This is a genomic window from Mycobacterium innocens, from assembly GCF_900566055.1.
In the GTDB taxonomy this organism is placed as follows: domain Bacteria; phylum Actinomycetota; class Actinomycetes; order Mycobacteriales; family Mycobacteriaceae; genus Mycobacterium; species Mycobacterium innocens.
Genome location: NZ_UPHQ01000226.1, coordinates 41,946 through 56,576, shown reverse-complemented (window position 1 = coordinate 56,576; position 14,631 = coordinate 41,946). Strand labels below are relative to the sequence as shown.

Annotated in this window: 11 protein-coding genes; 8 read left to right on the top strand and 3 right to left on the bottom strand. The window is 65.8% G+C overall.

Annotated elements, in window-relative coordinates:
- Positions 1-92 precede the first annotated feature (92 nt).
- Positions 93-2,123, top strand: coding sequence for a PPE family protein (locus tag EET03_RS21980; RefSeq protein WP_099193732.1), 2,031 nt, complete (start codon positions 93-95; stop codon positions 2,121-2,123).
- A 79-nt stretch (positions 2,124-2,202) separates the two neighbouring features.
- Complete coding sequence (pcrA, locus tag EET03_RS21975; RefSeq protein ID WP_075541565.1) at positions 2,203-4,521, top strand: DNA helicase PcrA; 2,319 nt, start codon at positions 2,203-2,205, stop codon at positions 4,519-4,521.
- A 76-nt stretch (positions 4,522-4,597) separates the two neighbouring features.
- On the opposite strand, the gene EET03_RS30395 is transcribed toward pcrA, so the two are convergent.
- Positions 4,598-5,182 (bottom strand): hypothetical protein, encoded by a 585-nt coding sequence (locus tag EET03_RS30395; RefSeq protein ID WP_167470682.1) that lies wholly within the window; start codon positions 5,180-5,182, stop codon positions 4,598-4,600.
- Positions 5,183-5,185: 3 nt separating this feature from the next.
- Positions 5,186-6,163: a M23 family metallopeptidase gene (locus tag EET03_RS21965; RefSeq protein WP_425271549.1), complete on the bottom strand. Its 978-nt coding sequence runs from the start codon at positions 6,161-6,163 to the stop codon at positions 5,186-5,188.
- 379 nt (positions 6,164-6,542) lie between these two features.
- Between EET03_RS21965 and sucC the strand changes: the two genes are divergently transcribed.
- Entirely contained in the window at positions 6,543-7,706 is a 1,164-nt protein-coding gene (gene sucC / locus EET03_RS21960) for an ADP-forming succinate--CoA ligase subunit beta (protein ID WP_075541568.1), read from the top strand.
- A 31-nt stretch (positions 7,707-7,737) separates the two neighbouring features.
- Entirely contained in the window at positions 7,738-8,640 is a 903-nt protein-coding gene (gene sucD, locus EET03_RS21955; protein ID WP_075541569.1) for a succinate--CoA ligase subunit alpha, read from the top strand.
- 63 nt (positions 8,641-8,703) lie between these two features.
- On the opposite strand, the gene EET03_RS21950 is transcribed toward sucD, so the two are convergent.
- Positions 8,704-9,546 (bottom strand): LLM class F420-dependent oxidoreductase, encoded by an 843-nt coding sequence (locus EET03_RS21950; protein ID WP_063471223.1) that lies wholly within the window; start codon positions 9,544-9,546, stop codon positions 8,704-8,706.
- Between the two features lie 211 nt (positions 9,547-9,757).
- On the opposite strand from EET03_RS21950, the gene EET03_RS21945 reads away from it, so the two are divergent.
- The 4 genes from EET03_RS21945 (at position 9,758) to purH (ending at position 14,599) form a co-directional block, all read left to right on the top strand.
- Entirely contained in the window at positions 9,758-10,669 is a 912-nt protein-coding gene (locus tag EET03_RS21945; RefSeq protein WP_075541570.1) for a DUF5336 domain-containing protein, read from the top strand.
- Positions 10,670-10,707: 38 nt separating this feature from the next.
- Positions 10,708-12,063, top strand: coding sequence for a cell division protein PerM (locus EET03_RS21940; RefSeq protein WP_075541571.1), 1,356 nt, complete (start codon positions 10,708-10,710; stop codon positions 12,061-12,063).
- A 315-nt stretch (positions 12,064-12,378) separates the two neighbouring features.
- Complete coding sequence (gene purN, locus EET03_RS21935) at positions 12,379-13,008, top strand: phosphoribosylglycinamide formyltransferase (protein WP_075541572.1); 630 nt, start codon at positions 12,379-12,381, stop codon at positions 13,006-13,008.
- Between the two features lie 7 nt (positions 13,009-13,015).
- Positions 13,016-14,599, top strand: a complete 1,584-nt coding sequence (purH, locus tag EET03_RS21930; RefSeq protein WP_099193731.1) for a bifunctional phosphoribosylaminoimidazolecarboxamide formyltransferase/IMP cyclohydrolase — start codon at positions 13,016-13,018, stop codon at positions 14,597-14,599.
- The last annotated feature ends 32 nt before the right edge of the window (positions 14,600-14,631 follow it).

The window sequence follows — 14,631 nt, the reverse complement described above, 5'->3', positions numbered from 1 at the left end:
CGGCCGTAAGCTCTACGCGCTGTGTCGGCGAGTGTGGCACTGGTACAAGGGGAGCCGGCTGGGTCGGGCCCAGGGGCGGAAGGACTGTGGTGATGAATTATTCGGTGTTGCCTCCGGAGATCAACTCTTCGCTGATGTTTGCGGGTGCGGGTGCGGCTCCCATGCTCGACGCCGCGGCGGCATGGGAAGGGTTGGCCGAGGAGCTGAGTTCGGCGGCGGCCTCGTTCGGCTCGCTGACTTCGGGGCTGGCTGCCCAGGCGTGGCAGGGGCCCGCGTCGACCGCGATGGTGACAGCGGCCGCACCGTACGCAAGTTGGCTGAGCGCGGCGGCAACCCAGGCCGTGGCGGCGGCCGGGCAGGCCCGAACGGTCGCCGGCGTGTTCGAGGCGGCGCGGGCCGCGACGGTCGTGCCGGCGGCGGTGGCGGCCAACCGGAATGCGTTGGTGCAGATGGTGCTGTCGAACTGGTTCGGGCTGAACGCGCCGGCGATCGCGCACATCGAAGGCCTGTACGAACAGATGTGGGCCCAGGATGTGGCCGCGATGGTGGGTTATCACGGTGGGGCTTCGGCAGCGGCCGCGGGGCTGGCCCCGTGGCAGCAGCTACTGCAGAACATCCCGGGCCTGAGCGCGCTTTCGGCCGTTGGCAACATCGGTGCCGGGAACCTGGGCTTGGGAAACATCGGCAGCGGAAACCTGGGCACCGGCAATACCGGTAATGCAAACTTCGGCAGCGGGAACAATGGCAACCTCAACTTCGGCGACGGAAACCTCAGCGGAATCCTCAATTTCGGCAGCGGAAACACCGGCAGTTTCAACATGGGTAGCGGAAACAGGGGCAGCAGAAACTTCGGCGCCGGTAATCGTGGCAATGGAAACTTTGGCTTCGGAAACTCTCAGGCCACCGGTGGTGGAAACTTCGGGAACGGAAACAGCGGTAGCGGGAATTTTGGCAACGGGAATACCGGTAATCTCAATATAGGCAGTGGAAATTTCGGTAACGCCAACTTCGGCTTCGGCAACAGCGGTCCCGGAGCCATGCCCACAGCAGGCAACTCGAATGTCGGACTCGGCAATACCGGAAACTCCAACATCGGTATAGGTAACTTTGGCAACTTCAACATCGGGCTGGGCAATAGTGGTGAGTTCAACATCGGCTTCGGCAACTCGGGGAACAACAACTTCGGCATCGGTCTGACCGGCGACAATCAGTTTGGCATCAACTTCAACGGCCTGAACTCCGGTAGCGGCAACATCGGCTTATTCAATTCCGGCGACAACAATGTCGGCTTCTTCAATTCGGGCAACGGAAACTGGGGCATCGGCAACTCCGGTGACATCAACTCCGGAATCGCGAACTCCGGAAATACGAACACCGGCATCATGAACTCTGGTAACCACAATACGGGCTGGGTCAACACGACCAACACCAATGTCGGATTCGGGAACTCCGGCCACGGAAATGTCGGTTTCTGGAACGCTGGAAGCGATAATGTGGGCGTCGGAAATGGCGGCGGCTTTGCGGTAGGCGCCTTCAACTCGGGCTCGAGCGGCACCGTGGGCTTCTTCAACTCCGGTGCGAGCAGCGTGGGCTTCTACAACTCCGGCTCCGGCAACACCGGGTTCGGAAATTCGGGCAACACCAACACCGGATTTTGGAACTCGGGCAACATAAACACAGGTGCCGGCAATGCCGGCGATGTGAATACCGGCTACGGCAGCGCAACCGACACCGGGGCCACAAACTCCGGCTTCGGCAACACCGGCACCGGAACCTCGGGCTTCAATAACCATGGGAACAGTACTTCCGGATGGGAGAACACCGGCAATTCGAGTGAGGGCTACGGAAACGTCGGTAACTTCCAGACGGGCTTCCAGAACACAAATAGTCGCAATACCGGCTTCTTCAACTCGGGCGTCAACTCCGTCGGATTCTCGAATACCAGCAGCTTTGGAATCGGCTATGCGAACGGCGGCGTTACCGGCAACGTGGGCTTCATGAACGTCGGCACCGACAATTCGGGCTTCGGCCAGTCCGGGACTTTGAACTCGGGCTGGGGCAACTCGGGCACAAACAGCTCGGGCAGCAATCACACGGGCACCGACGAGTCCGGGTTCGAGTAACAGCACCGTCCCAGACGCGCACCCCCCACATAGCCTGGCCCGACGAGTCGTCGGTGGGCGGCGGTAAGTTTGGAGCGACATGAGTGTGCACGCGACCGACGCGAAGTCCGAAACAGATCAGCTGCTCCACGGCCTCAACCCGCAACAGCGCCAGGCGGTGCTGCATGAGGGCTCGCCGCTGCTGATCGTCGCGGGCGCGGGTTCGGGTAAGACGGCGGTGTTGGCCCGGCGGATCGCTTACCTGATCGCTGCGCGTGGTGTCGCGGTCGGTCAGATCCTGGCCATCACTTTCACCAACAAGGCCGCCGCCGAGATGCGGGAACGGGTGGTGCGCCTGGTCGGTGCCCGGGCCCGGTACATGTGGGTGTCCACGTTTCACTCGACCTGCGTGCGCATCCTGCGCAACCAGGCGTCGCTGATCGACGGCCTGAACTCCAACTTCTCCATCTACGACGCCGACGATTCGCGTCGGCTGCTGCAGATGATCGGCCGCGACATGGGCCTGGACATCAAGCGGTATTCGCCGCGGTTGTTGGCGAACGCGATCTCGAACCTGAAGAACGAGCTGATCGACCCCCATCGGGCGCTGGCCGACCCGACCGACGACTCAGATGACTTAACACGTACCGTCGCATCCGTCTATGCCGAATACCAGCGGCGGCTACGGGCGGCCAATGCGCTGGATTTCGACGACCTCATAGGCGAGACCGTCACGGTGTTGCAGACCTTCCCGGACATCGCCCAGTACTACCGGAGACGGTTCCGGCACGTCCTGGTCGACGAGTACCAGGACACCAACCACGCGCAGTACGTATTGGTGCGCGAACTGGTCGGCCACGGCACGCAAGACGGCCCCGATAACCAGGTGCCGCCCTCGGAGCTGTGCGTGGTCGGCGACGCCGACCAGTCGATCTATGCCTTCCGCGGCGCGACCATCCGCAACATCGAAGACTTCGAGCGCGACTACCCCGACGCGACAACCATTCTGCTGGAACAGAATTACCGCTCCACACAGAACATCTTGTCGGCGGCCAACTCCGTGATCGCCCGCAACGCCGGGCGCCGGGAGAAGCGACTGTGGACCGACGCCGGCGAAGGGGAGTTGATCGTCGGCTACGTCGCCGACAACGAACACGACGAGGCCAGGTTCGTCGCCGAAGAGATCGACGCACTGGCCGAGCGTGGCGAGATCACCTACAACGACGTCGCCGTCTTCTACCGCACCAACAACTCGTCGCGGTCCCTGGAAGAGGTGCTCATCCGCGCCGGAATCCCGTACAAGGTCGTCGGGGGCGTGCGCTTTTACGAGCGCAAGGAGATCCGCGACATCATCGCCTACCTGCGCGTGCTGGACAATCCCGGCGATGCGGTCAGCATGCGGCGCATCCTCAATACGCCGCGCCGCGGCATCGGCGATCGCGCCGAGGCGTGCGTGGCGGTCTACGCCGAGAACACCGGCGCCAGCTTCGCCGATGCCCTGGTGGCCGCGGCCGAGGGCAAAGTGCCGATGCTCAACACCCGCGCGCAGAAGGCGATCGCGGGCTTTGTGGAGATGCTCGACGAGCTGCGGGGCCGCCTCGACGGGGACCTCGGTGAGCTGGTCGAGGCGGTGCTGGAACGCACCGGATACCGTCGGGAGCTGGAATCGTCCACCGACCCCCAGGAGCTGGCGCGGCTGGACAACCTCAACGAACTCGTCAGCGTCGCACACGAATTCAGCGCCGACCAGGCGAATACCGCTGCGCTCGAACCGGACAACGAAGACGTGCCGGACACCGGCGTGTTGGCGGCGTTTCTGGAACGGGTGTCGCTGATCGCCGACTCTGACGAGATCCCCGAGCACGGTGCCGGTGTCGTCACGCTGATGACGTTGCATACCGCCAAGGGGCTGGAGTTCCCGGTGGTGTTCGTGACCGGCTGGGAGGACGGGATGTTCCCGCACATGCGGGCGCTGGACGACCCGACCGAACTGTCCGAGGAGCGGCGGCTGGCCTACGTCGGCATCACGCGGGCCCGGCAACGGCTCTATGTCAGCCGGGCCATGGTGCGTTCTTCCTGGGGACAGCCGATGCTGAATCCGGAATCGCGCTTCCTGCGCGAGATCCCGCAGGAGCTCATCGACTGGCGGCGCACCGCGCCGAAGCCGTCGTTCAGTGCGCCGGTGAGCGGAGCCGGCCGGTTCGGCGCCCCGCGGTCGGCGCCCACCCGTTCTGCAGGGGCGAGCAAGCGCCCGCTGCTGGTGCTACAGCCCGGCGATCGAGTCACCCACGACAAGTACGGCTTGGGCCGGGTCGAGGAAGTCTCCGGCGTAGGGGAGTCCGCGATGTCGCTGATCGACTTCGGCAGTTCGGGGCGGGTCAAGCTGATGCACAACCACGCCCCGGTCACCAAGCTGTAGCGCTTTTGCGCCGACCGTGAACTCGCCGCGAAAAAATCGTGAGATCCTCGCGGTGGCAACACGTTCGGCGAAGCCGCTACTCCACGAGCCAGCGTTTGGTCGCCGGATGCAGGGCTAACACCGCGCTGGCGATCGGCAGTAGCGGCAGGGTGTGCACGATCCACCCGACGCGCGCACCGGCGATGAACACGCCACCGTAGGTCAACACCGCGACCACCGCACCCGCCGCGATCAGATAGCGCCCCAGAGACCGGCGGAGCAGCAACATGATCACGCCGGTGACCGTGGCTGCGGCGAACACCAGGGCCAGAAAGCCCACCGCGATGCAGAACAGCCGGTCGGTCCGCCACCATCCGGCAATCAGGTCGGTGGCCACCACCGAGGTGGCCCATCCGCTGACGATGCTGACCGCTGCGGCCGCGACGGCCGTCCAGGGGTCCGGCTCGTGGCCGATCGCCGCCGGTAGAGGCGGAAAGTGGTCCACCCGGCCGGTCGCGTCCAACGCTGTCGGGTGGCGCGGGATCTGGGTGGCCGCAGAATCGGATATCGCGGGCAGTGGTCCGGTCGGCGCCCGGCGGATGATTCGGGTGCGCGGTTCCTCGAGAGATCCAGTGGGCTCGGACGGGGTCTCAGGCGCGGGGGGACGGCTCGCTGCGGTCACCGGTCAGCCGGCGTAGTTGCCTACAAAGATTCCGCGCTTGGCCAGCCACGGCACGGGGTCGATCCGCTCGGTGCCGCCCAGGAGCACTTCGAAATGGAGGTGCGGGCCGGTGGAAAAGCCCCGGTTGCCCATGGTGGCGATCTGATCGCCCGCCATCACGCGCTGTCCGATGCTGACCAGCGTGGTGTTGACGTGACCGTAGAGGGTCACGGTGCCGTCGGCGTGGCGCAGCTTTACCCACATGCCGTAGCCGGCGGTAGGGCCGGCGTCGATGACGACGCCGTCCGACACCGCGTAGATCGGTGTCCCGATGGAGTTGGCCAGATCGATACCAGCGTGCAGCACACCCCAGCGATACCCGAAATTCGACGTGAATATGCCTTTGGCCGGCAAGACATACAGCGGCTGCTGCAGTCGTGCCTCACGCTGGGCTCTTTCCTGCGCGAACGCCACACCATGGGCGAGTTCCGCGTTGTGCACTGCCGCGTTTGCCGCCGGCTGCGCGGCAATGACCTGCACACCCCGGGGGGTGCCACCCGACCCGCCGGTGAGCGCCGACGCATTGGCGCTCAACAAGGTGTCGGCCGTGGTGGTGTCGGATTGATGAGTTGCCGTATGCGCCGCGGCGGCAGCCGCACCGGCGGCCATGGCCGAGATCAGCAGGCGTCCCTTGGCCGCGCTGGTCGGCTGCTTGCGGTGCTGGCCGCCTCGCCGGGGCACCGGGGTGACAGCCGCCGCGTGCGGGTGCGGGGCAGATGCTTGGCTGCCGCACTCGATGCCCAGAGCGGCCAGCACCTCCGTCGGGCCGGCCAGCCACGCGGGGGTCAGGTCGTCGGTCTCATGCAGGTCGTCGAGCTCGGGGGCCTGCAGTAACTGCACATCAGTGCCGAACTCGGGATCGCCGAAGTCCAGCTCGTCGAGGTCGGCGAGTTCCAGCTCGTCGAACCCGTCGAATCCGTCCAACGGGATGATTTCGGTGATTTCGTTACGGTGGTGATGTTGAAGCCGACGATCGCGGGATGCATAAAGCCCGCCTGCCGCGGCAGGACGGGCGAATCGGTGCTGGGACAATGCTGAAATGTCCTCGTATCGTGACCATAACGTTATCTGGACCCTGAGACGGTATCCGCTCATCAATGGGGCTGGCAACCTCAGGACAATAACCCACGCACAAATGTGATCTGTATCACGTTTGAAAGCCGACGGTATTTGGTGGCGCGCGCCACACCGATGGGATGCGATCGCGGCGGTCGTTTGGCGCCTCGCTACAGTTCCAACCGTGCGGTTTGCCGAATCTGGCTTTGCCGCCTATAGGCCTGCCTACAGGCCCAGCAGATAGCCCAGCGAAGACAGTGAGCACATGGACCTTTTCGAGTATCAAGCCAAGGAACTGTTCGCCAAGCACAACGTGCCCAGCACGCCCGGCCGAGTGACCGACAGCGCCGAGGGCGCCAAGGCAATCGCCACCGAGATCGGTCGTCCGGTGATGGTCAAAGCACAGGTCAAAATCGGTGGGCGGGGCAAGGCGGGCGGAGTCAAATACGCCGCCGCCCCAGACGACGCATACCAGCACGCCCAGAACATCCTCGGCCTGGACATCAAGGGCCACATCGTCAAGAAACTACTGGTCGCCGAGGCCAGCGATATCGCCGAGGAGTACTACATCTCCTTCCTGCTGGACCGCGCCAACCGCACCTACCTGGCCATGTGCTCGGTCGAGGGCGGCATGGACATCGAAGAAGTGGCCGCCACCAAGCCGGAGCGGCTGGCCAAGGTTCCGGTGGACGCGGTCAAGGGCGTTGACTTGGCGTTTGCACGCTCCATCGCCGAGCAGGGTCACCTGCCGGCCGAGGTGCTCGACGCCGCCGCGGTCACCATTTCCAAGCTGTGGGAGCTGTTCGTCGCCGAGGACGCCACCCTGGTCGAGGTCAACCCGCTGGTACGCACCCCCGACAACCAGATCCTGGCGCTGGACGCCAAGATCACTCTCGACGCCAACGCCGATTTCCGTCATCCCGATCACGCCGAGTTCGAGGACCGTGCGGCCACCGATCCGCTGGAGCTTAAAGCCAAAGAGCACGACCTCAACTACGTCAAGCTCGACGGGCAGGTCGGCATCATCGGTAACGGCGCCGGCCTGGTGATGTCGACACTCGATGTCGTCGCCTATGCCGGTGAGAAGCACGGTGGCGTCAAGCCGGCCAACTTTCTCGACATCGGTGGCGGCGCGTCGGCCGAGGTCATGGCCGCCGGACTGGACGTGGTGCTGGGCGACGATGAAGTCAAGAGCGTGTTCGTCAACGTCTTCGGCGGCATCACCTCGTGTGACGCCGTGGCCACCGGGATCGTCAAGGCTCTGGAAATCCTGGGCGGTGAGGCCAACAAGCCGCTGGTGGTGCGGCTGGACGGCAACAACGTCGACGAAGGCCGGCGCATTCTGGCCGAAGCCAACCACCCCCTGGTGACGCTGGTGCCGACGATGGACGAGGCCGCCGACAAAGCCGCCGAGCTGGCGAGCGCCTGAAAGCCTGAAAGCCTGAAAGGAAGCACGACCCATGGCTATCTTCCTGACCAAAGAGAACAAGGTCATCGTCCAGGGCATCACCGGCTCTGAGGCCACCGTCCACACCGCCCGGATGCTCAAGGCGGGCACCCACATCGTCGGCGGCGTGAACGCCCGCAAGGCCGGCACCACCGTCACCCACGAGGACAAAGGCGGCCGGCTGATCAAGTTGCCGGTGTTCGGCAGTGTCACCGAGGCGATGGATAAGACCGGCGCCGACGTCTCGATCATCTTTGTGCCGCCGCGATTCGCCAAGGACGCGATCATCGAGGCGATCGATGCCGAAATTCCGTTGCTGGTGGTGATCACCGAGGGCATACCGGTGCAGGACACCGCATACGCCTGGGCCTACAACGTCGGCAAGGGCGGCAAGACCCGCATCATCGGCCCCAACTGTCCCGGCATCATCACGCCCGGCCAGGCCCTGGTGGGCATCACCCCGGCCAATATCACCGGACCCGGCTCGATAGGCCTGGTGTCCAAGTCCGGCACGCTGACCTACCAGATGATGTTCGAGTTGCGGGACCTCGGTTTCTCCACTGCCATCGGGATCGGCGGTGACCCGGTGATCGGCACCACGCATATCGATGCGATCGAGGCCTTCGAAAAGGATCCCGACACCAAGCTGATCGTGATGATCGGCGAGATCGGTGGTGACGCCGAAGAGCGCGCGGCCGACTTCATCAAGGCGAATGTGTCCAAGCCGGTCGTGGGTTACGTCGCCGGCTTCACCGCGCCGGAAGGCAAAACCATGGGTCACGCGGGGGCGATCGTGTCCGGCTCGTCGGGAACCGCGGCCGCCAAGAAAGAGGCACTCGAGGCGGCCGGCGTCAAGGTCGGCAAGACGCCGTCGGAAACCGCGGCCCTAGCCCGGGAAATCCTGAAGACTCTTTAGCGCGAGCAGACGCAAAAGCCCCCGACACGCCGTGCGTGCGGGGGCTTTTGCGTCTGCTCGCGCCTAGGCGGCCAGCTTGCCGGCCAGCCGCTCCACATACACGGCGACTTCGCTTGTGGAGCGGTCCGGCAGGCCGAACAGCACCTCGGTCACTCCCAACTCGGCCCAGTGCGCCAGCTTCTCGGGCGCCGGCTTGAAGTCCAGGGCCACGATCTGGGGAGCCCCGTCGCGGCCGGCGGCCGCCCAGGTGTCCTGCAGCAACCTCACCGGCTCGTCGATGTCGACGTCACGCGGCGTGGTGATCCAGCCGTCGGCGCTACGTGCAATCCACCTGAAGTTCTTCTCGGTGCCGGCGGCGCCCACCAGGATCGGAATGTGTGGCTGCACGGGCTTGGGCCACGCCCAGCTGGGTCCGAACTTGACGAATTCGCCGGCGTAGGCGGCTTCCTCTTGGGTCCACAACGCCCGCATCGCTTCGAGGTATTCGCGCAACATGGTGCGCCGGCGCCCCGGCGGCACGCCATGGTCGGCGAGTTCGTCGGTGTTCCAGCCGAATCCGACGCCGACGCTGACCCGCCCGCCGGATAGGTGGTCCAGCGTGGCAATGCTTTTGGCCAGCGTGATCGGGTCGTGCTCCACCGGCAGCGCAACCGCGGTTGACAGCCGGACCCGGGAGGTGACCGCTGAAGCCGCGCCCAAACTCACCCACGGGTCCAGCGTGCGCAGATAGCGGTCGTCCGGCAGCGACGCGTCACCCGTCGTGGGATGGGCGGCCTCCCGTTTGACCGGGATGTGCGTGTGTTCGGGCACGTAGAAAGTGCGAAAGCCATGGTCGTCGGCCAGTTTCGCGGCTGCGGCCGGGGAGATGCCACGGTCGCTGGTGAAAAGGACAAGCCCGTAATCCATGAACAGAATTAGAACGCGTTCTACCTCAGCCGGGCAAGCGGCTCAGCTCCCGATCGTCGGCAGCGGTGACGGGGCCGGTATCGCTGGGGCAAGGTCGCCACGGCGCGAGTACCCGGCCGTGCGCTAGCGTGGGTCATCGAATTGTGTCGCAGGGAGCAATCGTCGCATTGCAGCAGGCGTAGCGACGGCACCAGAGGTAATAGGAGGAGCCATGACCTACTCACCAGGTAGTCCCGGATACCCGCCCGCACAATCGGCCGGCTCCTACGGAGGCGCCACACCGTCTTTCACCAAGGCTGACAACGGTGTCAGCAAGCTTCCGATGTACCTGAGCATGGTGGTTGCCGCGCTCGGGCTGCTGGCGTATCTCACCAGCTTCGGGCCCATGTTCACGGTCAGCTCAGAACTCGGCGGGGCCGGCAGCGAGGTTTCCGGCGATACCGGGTTAGCTGTCGGCCTGGCTCTGCTGGCCGCACTGCTTGCCGGGGTGAGTCTGCTGCCCAAGGCCAAGAGCTACGTGGCCATCTTCGCGGTGGTCTCGGTGTTGGGCGTGTTGCTGATGATCTCGGCGACGTTCAACAAGCCGAGCGCATATTCGACCGGCTGGGCGCTGTGGGTTGTCTTGGTGTTCATCGTGTTTCAGGCGGTTGCCGCGGTCGGCGCGCTGCTGTTGGATGCGGGTGTCATCTCGGCGCCGGCACCGCGGCCCAAATTCGATGCCTATGGGCAGTATGGCCAGTACGGCCAATACGGACAGTACGGCGGTCAGCCCGGCGGGTATTACGGTCAACCGAGTGCGCAGCAGCAGGCCGCGCCCAGCCCTGCGCAACCGTCCGGATACGGATCGCAATACGGTGGTTATTCGTCCAGCGCCGGCTCCAACCCGTCGACCGGCGGATTCGGCGCCCAGCAACCCGGCCAGTCGGCGCCCCAGCCGATGCACCAGGGCCCGTCCACCCCACCCACCGGCTTCCCAAGCTTCGGCCCACCGCCGGTCAGTGCCGGAACGGGGTCCCAGGCCGGGTCGGCTCCGGTCAACTACTCAAACCCCGCCGGGGGACCGCAGTCTTATGGGCAGGGGCACGGCCAGCAGTCGTCGTCACCCGGTTCGGCGCCGGTCTAATCGGGCGCTCTCGCGCTGAGTAGGCACGTGCGCGAAGAGTGAATAGGGTGTCGGCAAGAAACGAGGACAACCGAGCAGCGGGCGCTCGCCAGGCACGCGACCTCGTCAAGGTCGCGTTCGCGCCTGCGGTGGTGGCGCTGGTCATCATCGCCGCGGTTACGCTGCTGCAGTTACTGATCGCCAACAGCGACATGACCGGGGCGTTGGGCGCGATCGCCAGTATGTGGCTGGGCGTCCACCAGGTGCCGATCTCGATCGGCGGTCGCGAACTCGGCGTAATGCCGCTGCTGCCGGTTCTGCTGATGGTGTGGGGCACCGCGCGTACGACGGCCTTGGCCACCTCGCCCTACTCGTCGTGGCTTGTTGTGCGATGGGTTGTCGCGTCGGCGCTGGGCGGGCCGCTGCTGATCGCGGCGATCGCGCTGGCGGTCGTCCACGACGCGTCGTCGGTCATCACCGAACTACAGACACCCAGCGCGCTGCGGGCGTTCACCGGCGTGCTGGTAGTGCATGCCATCGGCGCGGCGATCGGGGTGTGGTCCCGGGTGGGCAGGCGGGCTCTGGCGGCTTCGCGGCTTCCGAATTGGCTGGGCGACTCGGTGCGCGCCGCTGCCGGCGGGGTCTTGGCATTGCTGGGACTGTCCGGCTTGGTGACGGCAGGGTCGCTGGTCGTTCACTGGGCGACGATGCAAGAGCTCTACGGGATCACCGACTCGATCTGGGGGCAATTCAATCTCACGCTGCTCTCGGTGCTGTATGCGCCCAACGTCTTCGTCGGCGCCGCGGCGGTCGCGGTTGGGTCCAGCGCCCATATTGGCTTTGCGACGTTCAGTTCGTTCACCGTCTTCGGGGGCGACATTCCGGCCGTGCCGATCCTGGCCGCGGCGCCCACGCCGCCGCTCGGGCCCGCGTGGGTAGCTTTGCTGATCATCGGAGCAGCATCTGGGGTCGCCCTGGGGCAGCAGTGCGCCCGCCGGCCGCTGCCGTTGCTTCCGGCAATGGCCAAGGTGCTGGTGGCAGCGCTTATCGGGGCGTTGGTGATGGGGCTGCTCGGTTACGCCGGCGGCGGCGAGCTGGGCAACTTCGGCGCTGTCGGCGTGGACGAGGGGGCCTTGCTGATCGGTGTTTTGTTCTGGTTCACCGTCATCGGCTGTCTCACGGTGGCGATGGCCGGCGGGATCACCAAGCGTCCGCGCTCGTCCAAACCGCGGCCCGCCCCGCCGGCTGACGAGGACGAGACGTCTGCGGACGCGTTCGACGAGGGCGATCAGCCCCATGATGTCGTCGATGAGCCGCCGCATCCTGAGGACGTCGACGTCGACGTTTCTGAAGACGACGGCGTGTCCTTAACAGGTGAAGCCGAGTCAGACTCAGGCTCCCGGCGCGAGGATTAGGCCGTGTGCACTGTGCGCCGCCTGCCGCGGCAGCGCGGTGTCCGATGCGCGAGCCTGTAGTAGTGACCCTGTGCTGACCCTGTGCTGACATTGTCGAGTCTGCGTACAGCGCGCCGACACGCGCGTGGCAATAGCTGTGGATGCAGGTTCGACGCGCCTGCGCGCCCGGCATCGTCGCCAGACGGGGCCTGATTTGTCTGGCTCCTTCTCCGGCCGCTGGCGCGCCCGGCATCGTCGCCAGACGGGGCCTGATTTGTCTGGCTCCTTCTCCGGCCGCTGGCGCGCCCGGCATCGTCGCCAGACTAGGCTCGCCGTGTGCAGGAACCGCTCCGGGTACCCCCGAGTGCACCGACGCGAGTGGTAGTGCTGGCATCGGGCACCGGATCGCTGCTGAACGCGCTGCTCCAAGCCGCCGTGGGCGACTATCCGGCGCGGATCGTCGCCGTCGGGGTGGATCGCGAGTGCCGGGCCGCCGAGATCGCCGCGCGGGCATCGGTGCCGAGCTTCACGGTCCGGGTCGCCGACTACCCCGGCCGCGACGCCTGGGACGCGGCCATCACCGATGCCACCGCCGCCCATTCACCCGATCTGGTGGTATCGGCCGGATTTATGAGAATCCTTGGGCCGCAATTCCTTTCACAGTTCAGCGGACGTATCCTCAACACCCATCCCGCGCTGCTGCCGGCATTCCCGGGTGCCCACGGCGTGGCCGACGCGTTGTCCTACGGTGTGAAGGTCACCGGCTGTACGGTGCATCTGGTGGATGCCGGCGTGGACACCGGGCCGATACTGGCGCAGCAGGCCGTTCCGGTGCTCGACGGTGACGACGAAGAGACATTGCACGAGCGCATCAAGGTCATCGAACGGCGACTACTCGTCGACGTGGTGGCCGCGATTGCCACCGGCGGCCTGACCTGCATCGGACGAAAGGCGACCCTGGGATGAGCACAGTATGACCGGCGACAGCGTAAGGAAGCCGATCCGCCGCGCGTTGATCAGCGTGTACGACAAGACCGGGCTGGTGGAGCTGGCTGCGGGCCTGGCGGCGGCCGGCGTCGAGATCGTCTCCACCGGATCAACGGCGAAGACCATTGCCGGCAAAGGCATTTCGGTAACCCGCGTCGAGGAGCTCACCGGCTTTCCGGAGGTGCTCGACGGCCGGGTCAAGACCCTGCACCCACGAGTGCACGCCGGGCTGCAGGCCGACTTGCGCAAGCCCGAACACCAGGCCGCGCTGGACAAGCTCGGGGTCGCGGCGTTCGAACTGCTGGTGGTCAACCTGTATCCGTTCAGCCAGACGGTCGAGTCCGGCGCCGGTATCGACGAGTGCGTCGAACAGATCGACATCGGCGGGCCGTCGATGGTTCGGGCGGCGGCCAAGAATTTCCCGAGCGTGGCCGTGGTCACCGACCCGCTCGGGTACGACGGCGTGCTTGCCGCGCTGCGCAGCGGCGGATTTAGCCTCGGCGAGCGTAAAAAGCTGGCGTCGCTGGCATTTCAGCACACCGCCGAATACGACATCGCCGTCGCGAGCTGGATGCAGTCGACGCTGGCGCCCGAGCGCCCCGAAACGGCTTTCCCGCATTGGTTCGCCCGAAACTGGCGCCGTCAGGCGATCCTGCGCTACGGCGAGAACCCGCATCAGCAGGCCGCCCTCTACACCGACCCGGGCGCGTGGCCGGGGCTGGCACAAGCCGAGCAGCTGCACGGAAAAGAGATGTCCTACAACAACTTCACCGACGCGGACGCGGCCTGGCGGGCGGTTTTCGATCACGAACAAATCTGTGTGGCCATCGTCAAGCACGCTAACCCCTGCGGCATCGCAATCTCGTCGGTTTCCGTCGCCGACGCACATCGCAAGGCCCATGCCTGCGACCCGCTGAGCGCCTACGGCGGCGTGATCGCGGCCAACACCGAGGTCAGCGTCGAGATGGCGGAGTACGTCAGCACCATCTTCACCGAAGTCATCGTCGCGCCGTCCTATGAACCGGGTGCCCTAGACCTTTTGGCACGTAAGAAGAACATCCGGGTGCTGCTGGCATCCGAGCCGCAGAACGGCGACAACGAATTGCGTCCGATCAGCGGCGGGCTGCTGATGCAGCAGCGCGACCAGCTCGACGCACCCGGCGACAACCCGGCCAGCTGGACGCTGGCGACCGGATCACCGGCCGACCCGGCGACGTTGACCGACCTGGTGTTCGCCTGGCGCGCCTGCCGCGCGGTCAAGTCGAACGCGATCGTGATCGTCGCCGACGGCGCCACCGTGGGAGTCGGCATGGGTCAGGTCAATCGGGTCGATGCCGCGCGGCTGGCCATTGAACGAGGTAATGCACGCGGTGGCGAGCGAGTACGCGGCGCCGTCGCGGCATCGGATGCCTTCTTCCCGTTCCCCGACGGACTGCAGACGCTGGCCGCTGCGGGGGTCGCGGCGATCGTGCATCCCGGGGGCTCGGTGCGCGATGACGAGGTAACCGCCGCGGCGGCTGAAGCCGGGGTCACCTTGTATCTGACCGGGGCGCGTCACTTCGCTCACTGAGAGCCCACTGAGGGCAGGAAAGTGCCCGGAAA

Excerpts from the sequence above, each read along its gene's own strand:
- EET03_RS21980 (WP_099193732.1), top strand. The coding sequence starts at position 93 with ATGAATTATTCGGTGTTGCCTCCGGAGATCAACTCTTCGCTGATGTTT.
- pcrA (WP_075541565.1), top strand. The coding sequence starts at position 2,203 with ATGAGTGTGCACGCGACCGACGCGAAGTCCGAAACAGATCAGCTGCTC.
- sucC (WP_075541568.1), top strand. The coding sequence starts at position 6,543 with ATGGACCTTTTCGAGTATCAAGCCAAGGAACTGTTCGCCAAGCACAAC.
- sucD (WP_075541569.1), top strand. The coding sequence starts at position 7,738 with ATGGCTATCTTCCTGACCAAAGAGAACAAGGTCATCGTCCAGGGCATC.
- EET03_RS21950 (WP_063471223.1), bottom strand. The coding sequence starts at position 9,546 with ATGGATTACGGGCTTGTCCTTTTCACCAGCGACCGTGGCATCTCCCCG.
- EET03_RS21945 (WP_075541570.1), top strand. The coding sequence starts at position 9,758 with ATGACCTACTCACCAGGTAGTCCCGGATACCCGCCCGCACAATCGGCC.
- purH (WP_099193731.1), top strand. The coding sequence starts at position 13,016 with ATGACCGGCGACAGCGTAAGGAAGCCGATCCGCCGCGCGTTGATCAGC.